We start from the raw sequence: 21226 nt of genomic DNA, 5'->3' as shown, positions 1-21226 counted from the left end.
GACTCGTCGTCGGCTTCGGCGTCGTCAGCCTGAGCGCCGACATGGTCTACGAGGGCGCCCGCTCGATCACCGGGCCCTTCCTCGGTTCCCTGGGCGCCTCGGCCCTGCTCGTCGCCGTCGTCTCGGGGGCCGGCGAGGCCGCGGCCCTGCTGCTGCGCCTGGTGTCCGGGCCCCTCGCCGACCGCACCGGCCGGTACTGGTCGCTGACCCTGCTCGGGTACGCCCTCACCGCGGTCTGCGTCCCGCTCCTCGCCCTCGCCCCGGCGCTCGGGTCCGCCGGTCTCGCGCTCGCCGTCGTCCTGGTCCTGGCCGAACGCACCGGCAAGGCCGTCCGCAGCCCCGCCAAGTCCGTGCTGCTGGCCCGCGCCGCCACGGGCACCGGACTGGGCCGGGGTTTCGCCGTCCAGCAGGCGCTCGACCAGGTCGGCGCCTTCGCCGGGCCCCTCGTCGTGGCCGCCGTCGTGGCCGCCGCCGGGACCACGGCGCCCGCGTTCGCGGTGCTCGCCGTCCCCGGCGCCGCCTCGATCCTGCTGCTCCTGCTGCTGCGCCGCCGAGCACCCGAACCCGCACTCGAACCTGCGTCCGAGGTTCCGGGAAGGGCTGCGCCGCAACCGGTCCGCCCGACCTGGCGCGACCGGCTCGGCCTGGACCTGCCCCGGGAGTTCTTCGTCTTCGCCGCGGCCGCGGCCGCCGCGACGGCGGGGTTGCTGACGTTCGGCGTCCTGTCGTTCCACGCCACGGCGAACGGGACGCTGAGCCTCGCCCAGGCCCCGCTGCTGTACGCCGCGGCGATGGCCGCAGCCGCCGTCGCCGCCCTCGCGACGGGTTTCGCCTTCGACCGCTGGCACGGGCGGGTCCTGCTGGCGCTGCCCCTGCTGGGGACGGGAGCGGCGGTGCTGGCCCTGTCCCCGGACGTCGTCGCGCTCGTCGCGGGTGCCCTGCTGTGGGGCGCGGCCGGCGGGGTGCAGGACTCCACCGTCAAGGCCCTCGTCGCCTCCCTCGTCCCGGGGAACCGGCGCGGGAGCGCCTACGGGGTCTTCGCCGCGATCCAGGGCGCGGCGGCCCTGCTCGGGGGCGCCGCGGTGGGCGTGCTCCTGGAGGTCTCCACGACAGCGGTCGTGGTCCTCCTCGTCGTCCTGCAGGTGGTCTCGTTCGCCCTGCTGCTGCGGACGACCAGGACCTGACGCCGCGGCGCTGCAGCGGGAACCGGGGCCGCCCGCGCGCAGTTCCCCGTGCGTGAGCGAGCACCAGACCCAGCACCCGATGCAGCACCCGATCCAGCACACGGTCGTCTTCCGCCTGGTCCACCCGGCGGGCTCGGCCGCCGAACGCGACTTCCTGCGGACCGCCCACCGCGTCCTGGCCGCGATCGAGGGTGTCGGCGGGTTCGCCGTGCACCGGCAGGTGAGCGCCGAGAGCTCCGGCGACTGGCGGTTCTCCATGACGTTCGCCGACCAGGACGCCTACGCCGCCTACGACGCGCACCCGGCCCACCGCGCGTTCGTCGCGGACCGCTGGGTGCCCGAGGTCGCCGAGTTCCACGAGTACGACTTCGTCGCGGTGGACGACCTGGGCTGACGAGGGGCCGCGCGGCCGGGGCTCAGGCCGGGGCGAGCACCAGAGCGGCCCCGGCCAGGACGGCGCCCGCGACGGTCCCGGCGGCCACCTGCGCCGGCGTGTGCGCCCCGAGCCGCACGCGGGCGGCCCCGACCCAGGCGACGGTCGCCAGGACCGGGAACGCCCACGGTCGCAGGCCCGTCAGCACCACCACCGACGCGGTGAGGACCAGGCAGTGCAGCGAGATCTTCCAGAACCGCGACACGACCAGGCCCACCCCGACGCAGGCGGTCATCAACCCCAGGTAGGTCAGCGACGTCGCCGTGGCGCCCAGCGCGACGAGCAGGACGGCGGTCAGCACCGTCAGCCCGGCGACCAGGGCCAGCAGCGGCGGCCGGTCCTCGCGGCGCCGGACGTGGTGCGACTCGTAGCGCCCGCGCCGCACCCCCACCGCGACGACGGCGTAGGGGACGGCGGCGCAGGTCGTGGTGACGACGAGCCCGAGGAGGGCGCCGCGCCACGCCGGTCGCGTCGTGAGCGCCGAGACCAGCACCGGCATGACGGCGGCGAGCACCCACGGGGCGAGGAGCTCACTGGCCAGCCGCGCCCAGCGCGGCCCGGCGCCGGTGCTCACCCCAGGTCCCGCTGCAGGGCCAGGACGGTGCGGCCGGTGCCGGTGATGGCCACCAGGAGGGGCAGGGGGTCGCCGGGCCACCACTCGACGTCGAGGAAGCCGTCGCGGTTCAACCGCAGGTAGACGGCGCCGACCGCCTCGGCGGACTCGGGTTCGACCAGGACGTGGGACTGCTCGGCGGCTTCGAGGACGGCCCGTTCGAGGCCGGTCAGACGCATCGGGCCCGTCCCTCTCGTGCTGCGACCCCGGCGTCGCGACGGCGACGGGGGTGCTGGTCGTGAAGGGTGCGCCACCATGGACTCGAACCATGAACCCGCTGATTAAGAGTCAGCTGCTCTGCCAATTGAGCTAGTAGCGCTTGCGTGGACAACGGTACCAGGGCCGGTGGGGTGCTCCGGGCCACGGCCGGCGTCGCCCACCCGTCCGGCGCACCCGCCACGACGGGCCCGACGGTCCGAGTGGCGGGGGTCACCGGGGCGGATGAGGGTGGCCCGGTGCCCACCCCCACCCGCACCGCGCAGCCCAGCACCTCGCCCGCCCACGCCGAGGTCCTCGTCGTGGGCGCGGGCAACGCGGGGATCTCGTTGGCCGCCAAGCTGTTGCGCGACGGAGCCCGGGACGTCGCGATCGTCGAGCCGTCCCCGGTCCACCGCTACCGGCCCCTGCTCAACTACGTCGGCGCGGGCCAGGCCAGGCCCGCCGCCGTCGAGCGCCCGACGGGGTCGGTGATCCCGGACGGGTGCCGCTGGGTCCAGGACGCCGTCGAGGTCGTCGACGCCGGGCGGCACGCCGTCCGCACGCGCCTGGGGCGCACCATCGGCTACGGCACGCTCGTCGTGTGCCCCGGGCTGCGCGAGGACTGGGACGCCACCCCCGGGCTGCAGGACGCCTACACCGCCGGCTGGGCCGGCTCGACCTACGTGCCGAGCTCGGCGCCCCTGGTGTGGCCGGCGCTGCGCGGCGTGCGCGAGGGCGCCGTCGTGTTCACCGTCCCGCCCGAGCCCGCGCCGTGCGCGCCCACCGCCCTCAAACCGGCCCTGATGGCCTGCGACCACTGGCGCCGGACGGGCGTGCTGGCCGACCTCGACGTCACGGTGGTCCTGCCGCAGGAGCGGCCGCTGGGGGTCGACGGCGCCGACGAGCACCTCGAGGCCGCCCTGCGGTCCTACGGCGTGCGGGTGCTGCGCCGGGCCCGGCTGACCGGCGTCGACCCGGTGCTGCGGTCGGTGGAGATCGCCACGCCGGACGGCCCGTGGCGCGTGGACCACCTCGCCTACGCCCACGCCGTGCCGCACTACCGCGCCCCGGAGTGGATCACCCGCAGCGGCCTGGGGGACGGGTCGCCGGCCGGGCTCGTCGACATCGACCCGGGCACCCTGCGCTCACGCCACCACCCCGACGTCTGGGCGATCGGGGACGTCGCCGCGCTGCAGACCCGCTCCTCCGGCGGGGCGCTGCGCAAGCAGGTGAAGGTGCTGGCACGCAACCTGTCCGCCGCCGCGAAGGGGCGCCGGCTGCGGTCCTACGACGGGTACACCGTCATGCCGGTGACCACGAGCCGGCACGAACTGATGCTCGTGCAGGCCGACCGGCGGGGCCCCCGGCCGCTGCCGCTGCCGGCCCCGTTCGCGCCGCGCCGCTCGGCGTGGGCGTTCGACCGCTACGTCCTGCCGCAGGTCTACTTCCGGCGGCTGCTGCGCGGGAAGGTCTGAGGCGCCAGGCGGGGTTCACCCGGGGCGCCCACCGGGAACGTTCCGGCGCGACCGCTGACGCCACCTGCGGGGCCGTTCCGGGTGGCGGACCGATCGCAGCGGGACCAGGCTTGAGGCACCGACGGCCCGCCCGGGCGGTGGGCCGCACGACCGTTCAGAGGAGTTGACGCATGCCCGACTTCGGCGACATCACCGAGAAGGCCAGCGACGCCGGCATCGAGAAGGCCGGTGACGCGGTCGACGAGAAGACCGGCGGGAAGCACGACGAGCAGATCGACAAGGCGCAGGAAGCGGCCGACCAGAAGATCGGCGACTGACCGCGACCTCCCCGAGAGCCCCCGGCCGAACGGCCGGGGGCTCTCGTCGTGCCGGGGCCCGGACGCTCAGGCGGGTGTCGTGACCCCGCCGGGGGCGAACACCGCCCGCACGCACCCGTCGGTCTTGTCCTTGAACATCTCATAGCCGCGCACCCCGTCCTCCAGGGACATCGGGTGGGTGGCCAGGAAACTCGTCTGCAGTTCCCCGGCGACGAGGTGCTCGAGCAGGCGCGGCACGTACCGCTGCCCGTGCTGCTGGGCCGAGCGGATCGTCAGGCCCTTGTTGAGGACGACGCCGGTGGGGAAGCTGTCCGTCAGCCCGTACACGCCGAGCACCACGACCGTCCCCGCCTTGCGGACCGCGAGCACCGCCTCGCGCAGCGGCGTCGCCCGGTCGGTCTCCAGCCGCAGGGCCTGCTTCGCGCGGTCCACGACGTGCTGGACGCCTGTGCCGTGCGCCTCCATGCCGACGGCCTCGATCACGGCGTCCGGTCCGCGCCCACCGGTCGTCTCGCGCAGGAACTCCTGGACGCTGTCGACCTCGGAGTAGTCGACGGTCTCGGCGCCCACCCGCGTGCGCGCCAGGTGCAGGCGTTCGGGGACCCGGTCGACGACCAGGACGCGGTCGGCGCCCATCAGCTTCGCCGAGGCGGCCGCCATGAGCCCGACGGCGCCCGCGCCGAACACCGCCACCGTGTCCCCGGGCGTGATGCCGCACAGGTCGGCGCCCATGAACCCCGTCGGCAGGGCGTCGGAGGCGAACAGGGCCGAGGTGTCGTCGAGGGCGTCCGGGACGGTGAAGCAGTTCACGTCGCCGAACGGCACCCGGACGAACTGCGCGTGCGATCCCGCGTACCCGCCGAAGGGCTGGGTGTAGCCGTAGATCCCGCCGCTGGGGTACCCGAGCAGCGGCTGCTGGGTCGCGGCGTGCGGGTTCGTCGTGTCGCACAACGAGTACAGCTCGCGCTCGCAGTACCAGCAGTTCCCGCAGGCGATGAAGCTCGGCACGACCACGCGGTCCCCGACGCGGACCCGGGACACCTCCGGGCCGACCTCCACGACCCGGCCCGTGAACTCGTGCCCGATGACGTCGCCGGGCAACGCGCCCGGCAGGTACCCGTCGACGATGTGCAGGTCCGAACCGCACACGCTGCTCAACGTCACCTCCAGGACCACGTCGCGCGGGTTGACGAGCCTCGCGTCGGGGACGGTCTCCACGGCCAGGTCGTTCGGGCCGTTCCAGCACAGGGCGCGCATCAGCGCTCCTCCCCGGAGTTCTGCCCGGAGCGGCCGCTGGGGACGTCGCCGAGGGTCGGGACCTCGCCCGTCTGCAGCAGGGCCCGCAGCCGGTAGGCGAACGTGAACGCCGCCGCGCCCTCGCCCAGCTCACCCGCCAGGGGCAGGTCCAGTCGCACGACCACCTCCGCCCCGCCCTCGCGGGGAGCGGGCCAGGCCTCCACCACGAGGGCCTCGGCCGGCTCGGGACCGGCCGTGCGGAACACCACGCGGTTCGGTTCGGCCACGAGGTCGGTGACGACCGTCCGGCCGGCCAGGTGCCAGGTGAACCGGTCGGGGTCCTGCCGGACGACCCCACCGGCCGGTCCGACCACCGCCGCCAGCACGTCGGCGTCCTGGCACGCGCGCAGGACGTTCTCCACCGGACGCGTCACCGTGAGCGTCTGCTGCCGCGGACCGGACGGGCCGCCGTGGCGCAGGACCACGTTCCCCGCGGCGGCCGCCGCCTTCGTCGCCAGGTCCTTCGCTGCGCTGATGTGCATGCTCCGCCCGTCCTCGTCGTGGTGAACGCACGGGTGCTCGACGTCCAGGTGTGAGCCTCACTGTCGCGTCGGTGGTGCTGGAGCGCACCCCGGAGCGGCGCGACCACCGGGCGCCCCGCGACCGGACCGGTGCCGGTGCCCGGCCCGCTCAGCCCGGTGGCAACGGGCCGGGCGCGTCGCCGACCAGGTCGGCGGGTCCCTTCCCCGGCCCCGCCTCGGCCGGGCGCGGCCGGTCCTCGGGGTGGGCGCGCAGGGCGAGCAGCGCCACGTCGTCCTCGCTGTCGCCCGCGAGCCGCTGCAGGAGCTCGTCGCACAGCTCCTGCAGCGGCAGGTGACCCAACGGGGCCGCGGTCCGCCGGAGCCGCTCCAGCCCGTGGTCGAGGTCCTCACCGCGTCGTTCGACGAGCCCGTCGGTGAACAGCAGCACCGTCGAGCCGGGCGGCAGTTCGCGGGTGTGGTCGTGGCGCTCGATGTCCAGCCCCAGGCCCAGGAGCAGGTCGCTGGGCCGGCGCAGGAACTCGGCGTGACCGTCCGCGGTCAGCAGCAGCGGCGGCGGGTGCCCGGCGTTGGACCAGCGCAGGGTGCGCAGCCCGCGGGCGGCGGCGTCGGCGCCCTGCTCCACCCTCGCCAGGACGGCGGTGGCCAGCGCACCGACGGCCAGGTCCCGCATGGCCCCGTCGAGGGCGCCCAGGACCGCGGCCGGGGGTTCGACGAGGGCGTGGGCGGTGCCGCGCAGCAGGTTGCGGACCTGGGCCATCTGCACCGCGGCGGCACGGTCGTGGCCGGTGACGTCCCCGACGACGAGGCACGTCGACCCGTCGCGGACGGTGAACGCGTCGTACCAGTCACCCCCGACCTGAGCCGCGTCCGCGGCCGGGACGTAGCGGGCCACGAGCTCGAGGTGGTCGGGTTCGGGCAGCTCGGTCAGCAGGGAGCGCTGCAGGGCTGCGGACAGGCCCGCGACCTCGGCGGCCGCGGCGCGTTCGGCGTCGAGCGCCTGCAGGCGCCCCAGCGCCTGCGCGACCTGCGCCGCGAACGTCTCCAGCAGGTCGAGCTGGTGCTCGTCGAAGGTCTGCGGGGCGTCCCAGCCGGCGGTGACGACGCCGATGGTCCGGTCCTCCACCCGCAGCGGCAGGCTGGCGAAGGCGACCGAGCCGGTCACCTCCAGCACGTGCCCCATCTCGGGGGAGTAGGCCAGGCAGGCGTCGCGGTCGGCGACCAGCACGGCCCGCCCGGTCCGGGCGGCGGCGGCCACCGGCAGGTCCGCGTGCAGGTCCAGCCGGCCGTACTCCTGCTGGGCCTGGGCGCCGTAGCTGCTCGCCAGGAGCGAGACCAGCGTGCTGGGGTCTTCGGGGTCGGGTGCGGCGACCGACCCGCCGTTGCAGCCCAGCTCGGCCAGCCCGTCCTCGGCGACGGTGCGCACGAGGTCGTCGATCGTCGCGACCCGGCCCAGGGCCAGGGCGAAGTGCGCTGTCCGCCGCAGCCGCCGGGCGGCCAGGTCCCGGTCCTCCAGGGCGCGCCGGCGGTCGGTGACGTCGACGAAGTAGAGGGCCAGCCCGTCGTCGCGGGGGACGGCCCGGACCTCCACCCACACGTCCAGCGGCGCCGGGTAGTACGCGTCGAACACGACGTCGACCCGCTCCCGCACGGCGCGGCGGTAGCTGTCCTCGAAGACCGTGCCGACGGTGGCGGGGAAGGTGCGCCAGAAGTCGCGCCCGACGAGGTCGCGCCGGGGGGCACCGGCGACCCGTTCGGTCTCGGCGTTGACGTAGGCGATCCGCCAGTCCGCGTCCAGGCCGAGGTAGCCGACCGGCATGGCCTCCAGGACCGCGGCGACCCGGGCCTCCTGCTCGCGCAGCGCGGTGACGTCGGTGACGGCTCCCAGCACGTGCGTCCGCCCCGCGGGGTCGCGGTGGGCGCGTCCGCGGGCCGACAGCCAGCGGGTGGTGCCGTCGGGGCGGACCACGCGGAAGTCCGCGGCGTACTCGCCGAGCCGTCCGATCGCCGCCCGCAGAGCCGCGTCGACCGGTTCCGCGTCGTCGGGGTGCAGACGGGCGCTGAAGGCGTCGATGGTGCCGGAGAAAGTGGTCTCGTCGTAGCCGAAGACCTCGAGCAGCGGGCCGTCCCACACCAGGACGTCGTCGCCGACGTCCCACGTGAAGGAGCCGATGCCGGCCGCGTGCGCCGCCCCGGCCAGCACCTCCCGGCGGTCTGCGTGGGCCACGCCCGCGTCCAGGGCCGCGATCTGCAGCTGGGCCGCCACGGCGGGGGCCAGGTGCTGCAGCAGGTCGTGGTCGGTCGTGCTCCAGCGGCGGGGGGACCTCTCGAGGACGCACAGGGCCCCGACGACCTGTCCGTCGTCGCCGACCAGGGGCACCCCCAGGTAGGCGCCCACCTCGCCGCGGGTCACCGGGCCCAGGTGGGCGACCCGCACGTCGGCACCGGCGTCCTCGACGCTCGAAGGCACGCCCCCGCGGGCGACGAGGGTGCACAGCGCCTCCTCGGGGGACGTCGGTCCGCCGGTGCTCCCCGCGGCCGCCGCCGCGCCGGCGACGATCGTGCGCGTCCCGCCGACCAGGCAGACCTCGGCGGCGTGGGCGGACAGCAGGCGGGCGGCGAGCGCCGCGACGGCCCGCAGGCCGGCGTCGCCCGTGGCCGGCAGCGGGCGCCGGGCCGGTCCGCCGTCGGCGTCGCCGGCCTCGACGGTGGTCGCGGACCGCGGCTCGTGCGGCGGTCGCGGGGTCCAGGGGGTCACGTGGCGGTCTCCGAGGTCGGGTCCGGGCCGCGAGGGGTTGCGCGACGAGGCGGCGTCCATCATCGCCGACGGCACGGCCGCCGGGCTCCACTTGCACAGGAGCTGGACTCGCACCAGTGTGCGAACTGCCACCAGTGGTGGCCCCTGCGCTCGGCGGGGTGTGCGAACAGCGGCTGAAACCACTCGGCTCCTGGCGTGAGCAGGGAGTCGTGGTGTGACGTACGTGGTGCTGGACCTGCCCTTCCGGCGGTCGGCGGTCGGTGTCGCCCGCCGCTGGGTGCTCGACGCCTGCCGGGTCCACCTCCCCGACGCCGCTTCCCAGCAGGTCCTGGAGCTGCTGACCAGCGAACTCGTCGCGAACGCCGTCCTGCACGGCAGCCCTCCCGTGACCGTCGCGGTCACGAGCGAACCGGGGCAGGTGCGGGTCGAGGTCGGCGACGGCAGCGGCGACCGGCCCCAGCGGCGCGAGGTCGCGCCGGAGGCCACCGGCGGGCGCGGGGTGGCGCTGGTGGACCTGCTGGCCAAGGACTGGGGGGTCCACCCGCGCCCGGACGGGTCCGGGAAGGTCGTCTGGTTCAGCTGCGCCGCGGGCACCGGCTTCCCGGGCCGCCCCGCCGACGAGGACGGTTGACGGCACCCACCGCCACCGAGGGGGCGACCGGGACGCATCCACGACGGCGGCGGCTCCGAAGGCAGAGGTGGACCGGGCCCGCCCGACGGTCCGCCCGAGCGACCGAGGAGCCCCGTGCGACGCCGACCCGACCCCACCGCCCGCGCCCGTCGGCCGGGGCGGGGGCGCCCGCCCCGGCGCCCCGAGGTTCCCCCGACGGCACTGCGCGGTCTGCTGGCCGGACTGCTCTCGGGGGGCCTGACCCTCGGGGTCGGGACGCTGCTCGCCTCCTTCGTGACCCGCTCGGCCGACCCGGTGCTCGGCGTCGGGCAGGAGTTCATCGCCCGCACGCCGGAGTGGCTGAAGGAGTGGGCGATCCGTCAGTTCGGCCAGTCCGACAAGGCCGTGCTGCTGGGCAGCCTGTACGCCACCCTCGTCGTCCTCTTCGCCGTCGTCGGCCTGGTGGCCGTGCGGTGGTTGCGCGCCGCTCTGGTCCTGGTGGCCGTGCTGGGGGCCGCAGCGATCGGGGCCACGGCCCACCGCCCCGACGCCACCGCGCTGAGCTGGGTGCCCTCCACGGTGGGCACCCTGGCCGGCGCCGCCGCCCTCGTCCTGCTCGTCCGCGCGGTGCGGCGGGGGGCCGCCGGGGGCCGGGGAACGCGGTCGCTGTCCCGCCGGTCGGTGCTGTTCGGCGCGGTCGCCGGGACCGCGGCCGTGACCGCCGGCGCGGGCACGGTCGTGAACCGGTCGCACTCGGTGGCGGCCACGCGCGCCGGCATCCGGCTGCCGGCCCCCGCGTCCCCGGCCGCCGCTCTGCCGGCGGGGGTGGACCCGACCGAGGGCATCACGCCGTACGTGACGAGCGCGAAGGACTTCTACCGCGTCGACACCGCGCTGTCCGTCCCGCAGGTCGACGTGTCGACGTGGTCGCTGCGCATCCACGGGATGGTCGAGCGCGAGGTCACCGTCACCTTCGAGGACCTGCTGGGCGAGGACCTGCACGAGCGGTGGATGACCATGACCTGCGTGTCCAACGAGGTCGGCGGGAACCTGGCCGGCAACGCCCGCTGGCTCGGTGTGCCGCTGACCACGCTGCTGGACCGGGCGGGGATCGCGGACGGGGCGGACATGCTGTTCTCGACCTCCGTCGACGGGTTCACCGTCTCCACCCCCCTCGCCGAGGCCACCGACGGCCGGGACTCGATGATCGCGATCGGGATGGACGGGGAACCGCTCACCGACGTGCACGGTTTCCCCGCCCGGATGATCGTGCCCGGCCTGTACGGGTTCGTCTCGGCCTGCAAGTGGATCACCGACGTCGAGGTCACCCGCTTCGACGCGAAGACGGCCTACTGGACCGATCGCGGGTGGGCGCCGCAGGCGCCGATCAAGACCGCCACCCGCATCGACGTCCCGGCCTCCTTCGCCAAGGTCGCCTCCGGGCGCACCGTCCCCGTCGCCGGGGTGGCCTGGGCCCAGACCCGCGGCATCAGCAGGGTCGAGGTCAGCGTCGACGACGGGGAGTGGGTCGAGGCCACCCTCGTGCCCACGGTGAACCCCAGCACCTGGGTGCAGTGGACGTACGCGTGGGACGGCGCCGAACCCGGGAACCACACCGTGCGCGCCCGGGCCACCGACGGCACCGGGCAGCTGCAGACCCAGGACGTGGTGAAACCGATCCCCGACGGTTCCTCAGGCTGGCCCAGCAAGTTCTTCACCGTCACCTGACCGGCTGCCGGAGAAGTTCCGCAGGTCCCACCAAACCGCAGCGGGCGCGGCTGCGAATGCAGATCGACGGCACCGCAACCGCTCCGGAGACCGAACCCCGGAACGGGACGACGCCGAACCAGACCCGTCTCCCGGGCGAACGTCGTCCGGGGGTGCACCACCAGCACTGAGGAGTGAGCACGAGATGATGACCGCGACCCGCAAGCGCACCTTCTCCGCCCTGGCCCTGGCCGGAGCGCTCGGCCTCGGAGTCTCGGCCTGCGGCGGCTCCGACGACAGCGCCGGCAGCGCCCCGAGCAGCTCGATGTCGAGCTCGTCCAGCTCGAGCTCGACGACCTCGTCCAGCCCCAGCGACACGATGACCTCCAGCTCGGCGATGGCCGACACCACCCCCGTGGGCTCGGGGTGCGCCGACTACGCCGCCAAGGTCCCCTCCGGCGCCGGGTCCGTCCAGGGCATGGCCCAGGACAACGTGACCACCGCCGCGTCGAACAACCCGCTGCTGACGCAGCTGACCGCTGCGGTCTCGGGCAAGCTGAACCCGCAGGTGAACCTCGTCGACACCCTCAACGGCGGGCAGTTCACGGTCTTCGCCCCCGTCGACACCGCCTTCCAGGCCCTGCCCGCGGACACGGTGAACTCGCTGAAGACCCCCGAGGGCGCCAAGACGCTCACCACCGTCCTGACCTACCACGTGGTCCAGGGCCGCATGACGCCGCAGCAGCTCATCGACGCCGGGACCGTGCCCACCGTCGAGGGGGGTTCGCTCAAGGTCGCCGGGACCCCGGACGCGATGACCGTCAACGGGTCCACCAAGGTCATCTGCGGGAACGTCCAGACGGCCAACGCCACCGTCTACCTCGTCGACTCGGTGCTCATGCCCCCGATGTGATCCCCACCGGACCGGCGGCCCGTCCCCTCGTGGGGGACGGGCCGCCGGTCGTGGTCCGGGGGTCAGCGCGCGGCGCTGAAGTCCCCGGGGTGCAGCACGACCTTGGTCCAGCCCTCGTCGCGGCGGTCGAACTTCTCGTACGCCCCGCCGGCCTCGGTGAGGTCGAGTTCGTGGCTGACGATGAAGCTCGGGGTGGCGGTCCCGGCGGTGATGAGGTTGCGCAGCTTCAGGTTGTAGGCCTTGACGTTGCACTGCCCGGTGCCCATCGACAGGCCCTTGAACCAGAACGTGCCGTAGTCGAAGGCGACCTTGCCCTGCTGGGCGAGTTCGTCCTTCGCGCCGGGGTCCTGCGGCAGGTACACCCCGACGACCCCGATCCCGCCGGTGGCCTTGACCACCTGGACGAGCTGGTTCAGCGCGAGCGAGGCGTCCTCGTCGCCGGAGGCGTCGTGGGCCTGGTACCCGATGGCCTCCACCCCGCGGTCCACGCCCCGCCCGCCGGTGGCCTCCAGGATCTGCTGCACCGGATCCCCGGCGGAGTAGTCGATCGCGGTGGCGCCGGCCTTCGCGACCAGCTTCAACCGATCCGGCTGGCGGTCGACGACGAACACCTCGGCGGCGCCGCGGATGCGGGCCGAGTGCGCGGCCATGAGACCCACGGGCCCGGCGCCCCAGATCGCGACCGAGTCGCCCGGCTCGAACCGGGACAGTTCCACCCCGTGCCAGCCGGTGGGGAAGATGTCCGACAGCATCGTGTAGTCGAGTTCCTTGTCCGTGCCCTCGGGCAGGACCAGGGCGTTGAAGTCGGCCCACGGGACCCGCAGGAGTTCGGCCTGGCCGCCGGCGTACTCGCCCATGGCGGCGAACCCGAACGCCGCCCCCGCGGTACCGGCCTGGTTGGCGCGCAGGCAGAAACCGGTCCTGCCCGCCACGCACGTCTCGCACGTGCCGCAGGCGACGTTGAAGGGCAGGCTGACGCGGTCGCCGACCTTCAGGCGGTCGACGCCCGCGCCGACGGCCTCGACGATCCCCATGTTCTCGTGGCCCAGGACCCGGCCGGTCTCCATGTCGGTGCGGCCCTCGTACATGTGCAGGTCGGAGCCGCAGATGTTGGTCGAGGTGATGCGGACCACGGCGTCGGTGGGGGTTTCGATCCGGGCGTCGGGGACGTCCTGGACGGAGACGTCGAACGCGCCGTTGTAGACGAGAGCCTTCACGGGGAACTCCTCGGTGTCGTTGACGGTGGCGCCGGCCGTCCCGCTGCGGCGGGCACCGGCGACGGCGCGCGGGGTGTTCCGGACCCTCGCGCGACCTCGTCCACCACCTTGCACGCTCGAGCGGCGGTCGGCGCTCTGGAACCCCGTGGAGCACGCCGTGCAGCGGTGGACCCCGCCCTCAGCCGCGGGGTCCGGGGTGCGTCGACCACCACGCCCAGGCCACGAGCACCGGCTGACCCAGCAGCCGGAGCGCGCGCTTGCGGTCGGTGTCCAGACCGAAGGAGTCGCGGTGCTCGGTGTACTGCGCGACGTTCCCGGGGAAGATCGCCGTGAAGAACGCCGCCGCCAGGGCGCCCACCTTCCGCTGGTCCTCCCTCATCAGCACCAGCCCGCTGCCCAGGGCGATCTCGGCGACGCCGGACATGAGCACGATGTCGTCGGCGGAGAAGGGCGAGGCCTTCACCGCCCAGGGCGGCACCTGGGCGGCGAACGGCCCGCGCGCGAAGGTCAGGTGCGAGGTGCCGGCGAAGACCAGCACCCCGCCGAGGGCCCAGCGGGCGGCGGTGCGGGTGCGGGAGACCGGGCGGGCGGGAGGCTGCACAGTCCCAGCCTGCGCGCGTCCCGCCCGGCCCGCGCGTCGTGGACGCCCCGCCCCCGGCCCGTCGCTCAGACGCCGCGGGTCGCCGTGATCCCGCCGTCGACGGCGAGTTCGGCGCCGTGCACGTACCCGGCGCGCGGCGAGAGCACCCAGGCCACGGCGTCGGCGACCTCCTCGGGGGTGCCCGGGCGCCCGGCCGGGGTTCCGGCGGTCATGTGCGCGACGACGTCGCCGTCGGCGGCGTTGACCGGCGTGCGGGTGGCGCCGGGGGAGACGGTGTTGACCCGCACCCCGCGGGGCCCGAACTCGGCTGCCCAGCTGCGCGCGAGCTGGATCTCGGCGGCCTTGGTGGCCGAGTAGAGCCCGACGAACGGGTGCCCGACGTGCGCCATCCAGGAACCGATCACGACGATCGCGCCCCGGCCGCGCCCGGCCATGGCCGGGGCCAGCGCGGCGGTCAGGACGTGCGGGGCGCGGACGTTGACCGCCAGCGTCGCCTCGAGGTCGGCGTCGGACAGGGACACGGTGTCGACCGCCGGGCACAGGGCGGCGTTGTGGACGACGGCGTCGAGGTGGCCCCCGGCCGCGGCGGTGGCCGCCGCGGCGAACCGGCGCAGGGAGTCCGGCGGGCCGGTGAGGTCCGAGGGCGTGAAGACGGCCCGGCCGCCGTCGGCCTCGACCGCGGCGACGACGGACGCGCCCCGGGCCTCGTCGCGCCCGGTGACGACGACGTGCCAGCCGTCGCGGGCCAGCGTGCGGGCGGTGGCGGCGCCGATGCCGCTGGTGGATCCGGTGATCAGGACGGTGCGGGGGCTGTCGGCCCCGCTCGGTGCGGTGGTCATGCGGCCATCCGACCCGCGGGCGCGGTGGGCGGCCAGGGTGCGTCCTGCCTGGTCACGGGACGACCAGGTCCACGCGACGGGTGCGCTCCTACGCTGGCGTCGTGCCTGCCGACCGCGCCGCCCTGGGTGCCTTCCTGCGTTCCCGGCGCGACCGGCTGACCCCGGCGCAGGCGGGCATCACCGCCTTCCCGGGACCCCGCCGGGTCCCCGGGCTGCGCAAGGAGGAGCTGGCCGTCCTGGCCGGGCTGAGCCCGGACCACTACAGCCGGCTGGAGCAGGGCCGGCAGCCCACCGTCAGCGACGACGTGGTCGCGGCGCTGTCGCGGGCGCTGCAGCTGGACGAGGTGGAGAGCGCGCACCTGCGCGACCTCGCCGCCCCCTCCTCGCGGCGCCGCCGCAGCGGGCCGCAGGCGCCGCAACGCCCCGACCCCGGGATGCTGCGCCTGGCCACGGCCCTGGACCACGTCCCCGTGCTGCTGCTCGGCCGGCGCTCGGAAGTGCTGGCGCGCAACGGGTTGCTGACCGCCGTCCTCGGCGACGCGATGGAGCCCGGCTCGTCGTTCGTCTGCTGGCTGTTCCTGGACCCCGCGGCGCGGCGGCGGATCGTGAACTGGGCCGACTTCGCCGCCTCGGCCGTCGGGGCGCTGCGCTTCGAGTCGGGGCGCTGCCCCGAGGACCGGCGGCTGGCCGGGCTGATCGCCGAGCTGCGCCGCGCCGACCCCGACGTCGCGCGGTGGTGGGACGACCAGCGGGTCACCTTCCGCACGTCGGTGCGCAAGCAGGTCGACCACCCGGTCGCGGGGCCGCTGGAGTTCGGCATCGAGTCCGTCGTCGGGCCGCACGACCCCGACCAGCGGCTGGTCGTCTACACCGTCGAACCGGACTCGCCGACGGCGCGCGTGCTGCCGGTGCTGGCCGGGTGGGCGCTGGAGCCGCCCGGTGCCCACGACGGTCGGGGGAGCCTGCGGGTGCGCGGCCGCGACGGTGCTGGTGGCATCGGTGCGTGACCTCTGACTCCCCGGACGTGCTGGCCCTCTACGAGCGCTACCTGGCCTGCTGCAACGAGCACCGGCTCGACGACCTCGGCGGGTTCGTGGCCGAGGACGTCAGCGGGTCCGGGCCGGTCGACGGGCTGGCCGCGTACGTCGAGGGCGTCGCCGCCGTGATCAGGGCCTTCCCCGACTACCGCTGGGAACCGCAGCAGGTGGTCGTGCAGGGGGACACGGTCTGCGTGCGGCTGCTCGGCCGCGGGACGCACACCGGGACCTTCAGCGGGATCGCCCCGACCGGGCGCACGGTCACCGTGCAGGAGCTGGTGGTCTACCGCTTCGCCGGCGGCAGGATCGTGCGGTGCTGGGGGGACCTGTTCCCCGTGCTGCGCGACGAGCTGCGCTCGGTGTGACGTCGCGGGGCCTTCCTCCCGGCCCTCGCTACTGTGCATCATCGGACTGTGACTGTGTGTGACACTCGACCGGTGGGTGACGAGGGGGGACTCCGGCAGGTGCAGCTCCTGGGCACCCCCGTGCAGTCGCGCCTGCTGTTCAGCCAGCACCTGCAGGACCTGACGCGGGAGCTGTCCCTGCTGCAGATCGGGGTGGGCCACGGGCTGGGGGAGTCCCTGCCGCCGCGGGTGCTGGAGATCGCGGCCGAGCTCAACGGCCCCTACGCCGCGTTCCGCAGCGCCCCCGACGCCGCGGTGCAGGCCGCGCTGGCGGCCGGGCAGGACTTCTGCGACGTCACGTACACCGTGCCGCCCACCGTCGGTCCCTTCCTGCTGCGCCTGGGGACGGTCCTGGACGAGGCGGACGACTTCTGCCGCAGCCGGCAGCACCTGCTCATCCTGCCGGCCTCGGAGGAGGTCGTGGCCTACCGGCGGTGGTTCGTGGCGGAGTCCCAGCGCCAGCTCGCCGGGGAGGCCCCGCGCCCGTGGCGGGTCGTCCCCGCGGCGGACCCCGGACCCCCGCACCCGGAAGCCGCCGCGCCCCCGGAGGTCGCCGCCCCCCTCGAGACGTCCGGCCCGGGTCCGGGCGGGGAACCGCGGTCGGCGGCCCCGCCCCTGGTGCTGGAGTCGCTGGCCAGCAGCGTCACCGCGGCGCGCCGGTACGTGCGGGGCGTCCTGCGCGACCTCGACGCGGAGGCGTTCGAGGAGGCCGCCGAGCTCGCCGTCTCGGAGCTGGTCACCAACGCCGTGCTGCACGCCCGCACCGCGTTCACGGTGTCCGTGCACGCCACCGCGGACGGCGGCGTGCGGGTGGAGGTCACCGACTCCTCCCCGGTCCCGCTGCAGCCCCGGTCCTTCGCGGCGACGTCCACGACGGGGCGGGGCCTGCGGCTGGTGGCCTCGGTGTGCGCCCGCTGGGGGGTGCGTGACCTGCCGGCGGGGTCCGGACCGGGCAAGACGGTCTGGTTCGAGCCGCGGGCCTCCAGCGCCCTGAACGGTCCCGCCGGGGACGACTGGGCGCTGGAGCTCGAAGGCCTACTGTGAACGGCTGCGGTCAGGCGGTCGCCGCCTGCACGGGCAGCTGCAGGTAGGACGCGCGCTCTCCGCCGGTGTGGATGACGTGCACCCCGGCGTTCGCCCCGACGTACTCGGCGATCCCGGGCATCAGGGTGCCCAGGAGGTTCGCGGAGCTGACGACGAACCGCAGCTGCTCCCCGGGCCGGAACACCAGCCCGAGGGGCAGCAGGTCGATCTCCACGTCGACGACCTGACCCGCCTCCAACGGCTCGACCCTGTCGAAGGTGTGGGCCGGGACGTCACCGGTGGACAGTTCGGGGTCCAGGTGGCGCGCCGAGACGCGCAGGCGCCCGTCCGAGCCCTTGTACTTCAGGATCGTCGCGCCGTGGTCGGTCAGGTCGTGGATCCGCGCGGAGGTGTTCGGGGTGGTGAACGCCGCCAGCGGGGTGCCGTGGGCGTCCAGCTTCTGCACCAGCACGAACAGGTCCATGTCGGCTGCGCCCCGGGCTTCGACCCACAGGTGGGCCTTGGGGTAGCCGGTCAGCACGGTCTCGGCCTCGAAGCGGGTGGTGAAGGAGACGCGGTCGGGGTTGACGCCCACCGCGTAGGCGGCCTCCACCGCCGCCGCGGGCGCCGTCGGGGTCAGGGTGCGGGTGGCGCCGTCGAGGTAGAACCTCGTCGAGACCGCCCCGGGCGGCGGGAAGGACTCGGCCGCGACGTCGACCAGGTCCCCACCGGCGAGGTCGAGGACCGAGTAGCGCACCGGCGGGGTCTGGTCCCAGCCGTTGTCCACGCCCTTGACCACGTGGTCGAAGAAGCGGCGCAGGTCCTCCACGTGGGCCGGGTCGTAGTAGTCCGGCCACTCCTGGGTGTCGTGGATCCGCAGCCACTTGCGCTGCGAGGCCATCCGGCGCCAGGCGCGGAAGGTGCCGGCGGTGTGCAGGGTGTTGGAGTAGCTGGCCACCACGTAGGCGGGCACGGTGATCTTCTCGAAGTCGGGGACCTTGTCGGCCCACAGCTCGTCGAACAGCGGGTGGGTCTCGACCTCGGCCAGGACGTCCTCCTTGCGGTTGCGCCCGAAGAAGCTGCCCTCCTGCAGTTGCCGCGCAAAACCGGTGTCGGGCATCCCGCCGCGCTTGACGAGGTCGCGGTAGACGTCGCTGACGCCCTCCCAGGGGTTGATGGCCACCAGGTGCGGGGGCTGCTCGGCCGCGGTGAACCACTGCGCCACGGCGAGGTAGGAGGTCCCGGACATCGCGACCTTGCCGTCGCACCAGTCCTGGGCGGCCAGGAACTCCACCAGGTCGTGGCAGTCGCGGCCCTCCTGGCGGTCCCACAGGACGCTGTCGCCCTCGGAGTCCACGACGCCGCGGACGTCGGGGTTGGCGACGGCGTAGCCGTGGGCGCACCAGTACGCCGGGTCGGGCGCCTCGAACTTCTCCAGCCCGGACACGACGCTGTTGGGCAGACCGACCAGGCCGAAGACGCCCATGACGCTGGGCGAGGTGCCCTGCCCCTTGCCGTAGGGGCTCCACGCCACGATCACCGGCACTTGCTCACCCGTCTCGGTCCCGGCGGGGCGGAACACGTCGACGCGGATGGTCACCCCGTCGCGCAAGGTGACGGGCACGTCCCTGTCGAGCACGACGTCGACGGGCAGGGCCTTGAACTGGGGGGCGACCTGGAACCCGGCGGGCAGCGTGCGGGTGCCGGGCTCGAAGGGTGTCAGCACCCCGGTGCGCCCGGGCGGCAGCGGGGAGGAGGCGGTGTAGGTCTTCGGGTCCTGGCTCACGGGAGCTCCTCTGCTCGGGTCGCGAACCGGCGGATCGGAGGGTCCGCGGTGCCGGTCGGCTCGTCCCCGTGACGCTAGGTGTCCGTTCCCTGTGATGTCAACGAGCGTTGAGATCCTTCGGGTGAGCCTCTACCGTGGCCCCGTGACGGCCGACGGCGACGCGACGACGGGCGGGGTGGGGGAGCCGAGGCGAGGCCGGCGCCCGGGGACCCACGACACCCGCGGCCGCGTCCTGGACGCGGCCCGGGCCCTGTTCGCCCGGGACGGCTTCAGCGCCACGACCGTCCGCGCCGTCGCCGCCGAGGCCGGCGTCGACGCCTCGCTCGTCATGCAGTTCTTCGGCTCCAAGCAGGGTCTGTTCGCGGCGGTCGTGCAGGTCCCGGCGAGCGTGCTCGAACGCTTCGACGAGGTCTTCCGCGGCCCGGACGAGGACCTCGGCGAGCGCGTCGTGCGGGCCTTCCTGGACGTGTGGGAAGGCGTTCCCGCCCAGTCCGAACCGCTCATGGCGGTGCTGCGCAGCGCCGTGGCCAACGACCTGGCCCGCGAGCAGTTGCGCGGCTTCATCGAAGCGCGGCTGCAGGACGGCGTCCGTCGACGGGGACGTGGTGGTGCCGGGGCCGAGGGCGCTGCCGCCCTGCGCGCGGGGGTGGCCGCGTCGATGCTCGTGGGGCTGGTGCTCGGCCGGCACGTCGTGCAGGTGCCGACGCTGGCGGCCGCCGGCCGCGAGGACCTCGTCCGGCTGGCCGCCCCGGCCGTCCAGGCCGTGCTGGCGGGCCCGTGAGCAGTCCCGGACCGGAGGGTGCGGCGGAGGGTCCGTGAACGCAGCAGGCCCCGCGACGGAGAACCGTCGCGGGGCCTGAGGAGTGCGCCACCATGGACTCGAACCATGAACCCGCTGATTAAGAGTCAGCTGCTCTGCCAATTGAGCTAGTAGCGCGGAACGGGTGGAACCGTAGCAGAGGGGCTGCGCAGCGGCGAAATCCGGCCCCGCGGGGAACGAGAGGGGTAGCTCCCCGCGGGTCCGGACCCGCCGTGCGGGCGGCCGGGCCGCTCAGCCCTGGTTCCACCACTCCTCGTCGGGCAGCCCCTCCGCGGCCAGCAGCTCCGCGGAGTGCGGACCGTCCGGCGAGGCCATGTCCATGATCAGCGACAGCGGGATGTGCTCGGAGAGCATCTCCATCACCGGTTCGCCGGCGCTGTCGGCGGACGTCGTCTTCTCGTGCGTCATGCATCCTCCCGAGGACTTCCAACGGCCCCCGCGAGCAGGGGATGCACACAACGTCGTCGCCCGCGCCGCGTTCCTTGAGACGCGGCCCCCGGCACGACCCGTCCGGAGCACTCGCGGCGCGCGCCGGGCCCGCGCGGTCACCCGGCGTGGTCGGCGGACCCCCTGCGGTCGTCCACCGCCCGGCTCCGGCGGCCGGTGCCGGAGCGCCCGGACTGCTCGCGCCGCACGGCCACCACCGCGGCGATCCGCCGTCGTCGGCGCCGGGCGGCGGAGGTGGCGAGCGGGTAGCGGGTCAGCACCGGGACGGCCATGGTCACGACCCTAGGGAGGCGGTCCCCACCTCCACATCCCTCACGAGCACGACCCGCACCTCACCCCTGGGGAGGACGTGACGGGTGGGGCGGGCACCCCTCGAGCGCGATCCGGGTGGACGAGGCGTTCCCCACCGAGGACAGTGGAGCGATGCAGGACGTCGGAGCCTGGGGGATCGACCTCACGATGCCTCAGTCGCTGCTGCTGGCCCTGCACCTGCGCGACGCGGCCGGCCTGGACCCGCCCACCTCACCCGTCCTGCCCGACCTGCCGCCCCTGGACCCCGCCGTCCGGCCCCTGCGCGCCGCGGGCGGCCTGGCCGGGCTCGAGGCCGCCGGCCAGCAGTGGGCGTCCTGGTGGGTGGAGCACTTCCCAGGCGGCGCCGACGCCCTCACCTCGATCCTGCCGCCGCGCTACCCGGGACTGACCGGGCGCACCGAGCTGCGCGGGCTGGCCGAGCTCGGCATGGACGACGCCGTCACCTGGTGCGCGCGCGCCCGCGAGATCGAGAAGCGGGTCGTCGCCCGCGCCCCCAGCGCCCTGTTCGAGACCAACCTCGTCACCGCCGTCGAACGGCAGCTCGGCTGGCGGATCCGGCCCTTCTCGCTGCGGATCGTCGTGCTGCCGGTCGCCGGCACCGGGCACTGGGACGTGGTGGGGCAGCCCGTCATCTCCCTGGGCCTGCGGGCCGACCGGGACGCCTACCTGGCGTGGCTGCGCGAGCAGCTCGTGCAGATCGGGCGCACCCGGATCGCCCGCAGCGAGGAGCAGAACACCTGAGGACGCGACGAAGGGG

23 protein-coding genes and 2 tRNA genes are annotated in these 21226 nt (G+C 74.9%); 12 read left to right on the top strand and 13 right to left on the bottom strand.

The genetic code is table 11. The features are described from left to right. The first annotated feature begins 41 nt into the window (after positions 1-41). Together CLV37_RS18195 and CLV37_RS18190 are read left to right on the top strand one after the other, a co-directional pair. Entirely contained in the window at positions 42-1184 is a 1143-nt protein-coding gene (locus CLV37_RS18195; protein WP_106213155.1) for an MFS transporter, read from the top strand. A 52-nt stretch (positions 1185-1236) separates the two neighbouring features. Continuing rightward, complete coding sequence (locus CLV37_RS18190) at positions 1237-1578, top strand: Dabb family protein (protein WP_211298753.1); 342 nt, start codon at positions 1237-1239, stop codon at positions 1576-1578. A gap of 22 nt (positions 1579-1600) precedes the next feature. On the opposite strand, the gene CLV37_RS18185 is transcribed toward CLV37_RS18190, so the two are convergent. The 3 genes from CLV37_RS18185 to CLV37_RS18175 all read right to left on the bottom strand — a co-directional run bounded on the left by CLV37_RS18185 (position 1601) and on the right by CLV37_RS18175 (position 2549). Then, positions 1601-2191, bottom strand: coding sequence for a hypothetical protein (locus tag CLV37_RS18185; RefSeq protein ID WP_106212974.1), 591 nt, complete (start codon positions 2189-2191; stop codon positions 1601-1603). Beyond that, positions 2188-2409, bottom strand: a complete 222-nt coding sequence (locus CLV37_RS18180; protein WP_106212972.1) for a hypothetical protein — start codon at positions 2407-2409, stop codon at positions 2188-2190. The genes CLV37_RS18185 and CLV37_RS18180 overlap by 4 nt, the downstream gene beginning before the upstream one ends. A 67-nt stretch (positions 2410-2476) precedes the next feature. After that, positions 2477-2549, bottom strand: a tRNA-Lys gene (locus tag CLV37_RS18175). A gap of 136 nt (positions 2550-2685) precedes the next feature. On the opposite strand from CLV37_RS18175, the gene CLV37_RS18170 reads away from it, so the two are divergent. Further along, positions 2686-3903: an NAD(P)/FAD-dependent oxidoreductase gene (locus CLV37_RS18170; protein WP_146149476.1), complete on the top strand. Its 1218-nt coding sequence runs from the start codon at positions 2686-2688 to the stop codon at positions 3901-3903. Between the two features lie 170 nt (positions 3904-4073). Continuing rightward, complete coding sequence (locus CLV37_RS18165; protein WP_106212967.1) at positions 4074-4220, top strand: antitoxin; 147 nt, start codon at positions 4074-4076, stop codon at positions 4218-4220. A 66-nt stretch (positions 4221-4286) separates the two neighbouring features. On the opposite strand, the gene CLV37_RS18160 is transcribed toward CLV37_RS18165, so the two are convergent. The 3 genes from CLV37_RS18160 to CLV37_RS18150 all read right to left on the bottom strand — a co-directional run bounded on the left by CLV37_RS18160 (position 4287) and on the right by CLV37_RS18150 (position 8867). Then, on the bottom strand, positions 4287-5477 hold the full coding sequence (locus CLV37_RS18160) for a zinc-dependent alcohol dehydrogenase (RefSeq protein ID WP_106212965.1): 1191 nt from the start codon (positions 5475-5477) through the stop codon (positions 4287-4289). After that, on the bottom strand, positions 5477-5998 hold the full coding sequence (locus tag CLV37_RS18155) for a hypothetical protein (protein ID WP_106212963.1): 522 nt from the start codon (positions 5996-5998) through the stop codon (positions 5477-5479). The genes CLV37_RS18160 and CLV37_RS18155 overlap by 1 nt, the downstream gene beginning before the upstream one ends. A gap of 148 nt (positions 5999-6146) precedes the next feature. Then, the gene (locus tag CLV37_RS18150; RefSeq protein WP_170127347.1) at positions 6147-8867 is read right to left on the bottom strand and encodes a SpoIIE family protein phosphatase; all 2721 of its coding nucleotides are present in this window, start codon (positions 8865-8867) and stop codon (positions 6147-6149) included. A gap of 100 nt (positions 8868-8967) precedes the next feature. Here CLV37_RS18150 and CLV37_RS18145 point away from each other — a divergent pair, with 100 nt between their 5' ends. The 3 genes from CLV37_RS18145 (at position 8968) to CLV37_RS18135 (ending at position 11983) form a co-directional block, all read left to right on the top strand. After that, positions 8968-9384 carry an ATP-binding protein gene (locus CLV37_RS18145; RefSeq protein ID WP_106212960.1) on the top strand — a complete coding sequence of 139 codons (417 nt, stop codon included), beginning with the start codon at positions 8968-8970 and terminating at the stop codon, positions 9382-9384. Between the two features lie 114 nt (positions 9385-9498). Beyond that, the gene (locus tag CLV37_RS18140) at positions 9499-11091 is read left to right on the top strand and encodes a molybdopterin-dependent oxidoreductase (protein WP_211298752.1); all 1593 of its coding nucleotides are present in this window, start codon (positions 9499-9501) and stop codon (positions 11089-11091) included. Positions 11092-11278: 187 nt separating this feature from the next. Further along, positions 11279-11983, top strand: a complete 705-nt coding sequence (locus CLV37_RS18135) for a fasciclin domain-containing protein (RefSeq protein ID WP_106213149.1) — start codon at positions 11279-11281, stop codon at positions 11981-11983. Between the two features lie 62 nt (positions 11984-12045). Here the strand turns inward: CLV37_RS18135 and CLV37_RS18130 are convergent, their stop codons facing one another. The 3 genes from CLV37_RS18130 to CLV37_RS18120 form a co-directional block, all read right to left on the bottom strand. Further along, on the bottom strand, positions 12046-13200 hold the full coding sequence (locus tag CLV37_RS18130; protein WP_106212958.1) for a glutathione-independent formaldehyde dehydrogenase: 1155 nt from the start codon (positions 13198-13200) through the stop codon (positions 12046-12048). Positions 13201-13378: 178 nt separating this feature from the next. Next, positions 13379-13801: a DoxX family protein gene (locus CLV37_RS18125; RefSeq protein WP_106212956.1), complete on the bottom strand. Its 423-nt coding sequence runs from the start codon at positions 13799-13801 to the stop codon at positions 13379-13381. A 65-nt stretch (positions 13802-13866) separates the two neighbouring features. Next, complete coding sequence (locus tag CLV37_RS18120) at positions 13867-14640, bottom strand: SDR family NAD(P)-dependent oxidoreductase (RefSeq protein ID WP_106212954.1); 774 nt, start codon at positions 14638-14640, stop codon at positions 13867-13869. 101 nt (positions 14641-14741) lie between these two features. Between CLV37_RS18120 and CLV37_RS18115 the strand changes: the two genes are divergently transcribed. The 3 genes from CLV37_RS18115 (at position 14742) to CLV37_RS18105 (ending at position 17125) form a co-directional block, all read left to right on the top strand. Further along, complete coding sequence (locus tag CLV37_RS18115; RefSeq protein ID WP_106213147.1) at positions 14742-15647, top strand: helix-turn-helix transcriptional regulator; 906 nt, start codon at positions 14742-14744, stop codon at positions 15645-15647. After that, the gene (locus CLV37_RS18110; RefSeq protein WP_106212952.1) at positions 15644-16042 is read left to right on the top strand and encodes an ester cyclase; all 399 of its coding nucleotides are present in this window, start codon (positions 15644-15646) and stop codon (positions 16040-16042) included. Before CLV37_RS18115 ends, CLV37_RS18110 begins: the two co-directional genes overlap by 4 nt. A gap of 72 nt (positions 16043-16114) precedes the next feature. Further along, entirely contained in the window at positions 16115-17125 is a 1011-nt protein-coding gene (locus CLV37_RS18105; protein ID WP_146149474.1) for an ATP-binding protein, read from the top strand. 10 nt (positions 17126-17135) lie between these two features. Here the strand turns inward: CLV37_RS18105 and CLV37_RS18100 are convergent, their stop codons facing one another. Then, positions 17136-18890: a CocE/NonD family hydrolase gene (locus CLV37_RS18100; protein WP_106212948.1), complete on the bottom strand. Its 1755-nt coding sequence runs from the start codon at positions 18888-18890 to the stop codon at positions 17136-17138. 121 nt (positions 18891-19011) lie between these two features. Here CLV37_RS18100 and CLV37_RS18095 point away from each other — a divergent pair, with 121 nt between their 5' ends. Next, on the top strand, positions 19012-19671 hold the full coding sequence (locus tag CLV37_RS18095; RefSeq protein ID WP_211298750.1) for a TetR/AcrR family transcriptional regulator: 660 nt from the start codon (positions 19012-19014) through the stop codon (positions 19669-19671). An 83-nt stretch (positions 19672-19754) separates the two neighbouring features. Here CLV37_RS18095 and CLV37_RS18090 read toward each other — a convergent pair. The 3 genes from CLV37_RS18090 to CLV37_RS27735 all read right to left on the bottom strand — a co-directional run bounded on the left by CLV37_RS18090 (position 19755) and on the right by CLV37_RS27735 (position 20429). Then, positions 19755-19827: transfer RNA gene (locus tag CLV37_RS18090), tRNA-Lys, on the bottom strand. A gap of 114 nt (positions 19828-19941) precedes the next feature. After that, positions 19942-20118 (bottom strand): hypothetical protein, encoded by a 177-nt coding sequence (locus CLV37_RS27740; protein WP_170127346.1) that lies wholly within the window; start codon positions 20116-20118, stop codon positions 19942-19944. Between the two features lie 137 nt (positions 20119-20255). Then, positions 20256-20429 carry a hypothetical protein gene (locus tag CLV37_RS27735; RefSeq protein WP_170127345.1) on the bottom strand — a complete coding sequence of 58 codons (174 nt, stop codon included), beginning with the start codon at positions 20427-20429 and terminating at the stop codon, positions 20256-20258. A gap of 151 nt (positions 20430-20580) precedes the next feature. Here CLV37_RS27735 and CLV37_RS18080 point away from each other — a divergent pair, with 151 nt between their 5' ends. Continuing rightward, positions 20581-21210, top strand: a complete 630-nt coding sequence (locus tag CLV37_RS18080; protein ID WP_146149473.1) for a hypothetical protein — start codon at positions 20581-20583, stop codon at positions 21208-21210. Positions 21211-21226: the final 16 nt, after the last annotated feature.

Origin of the sequence: Kineococcus rhizosphaerae (genome assembly GCF_003002055.1) — a bacterium.
GTDB lineage: Bacteria > Actinomycetota > Actinomycetes > Actinomycetales > Kineococcaceae > Kineococcus > Kineococcus rhizosphaerae.
Note: the sequence above shows the minus strand (reverse complement) of the source record. Positions and strands in the feature narration are given on the sequence as shown.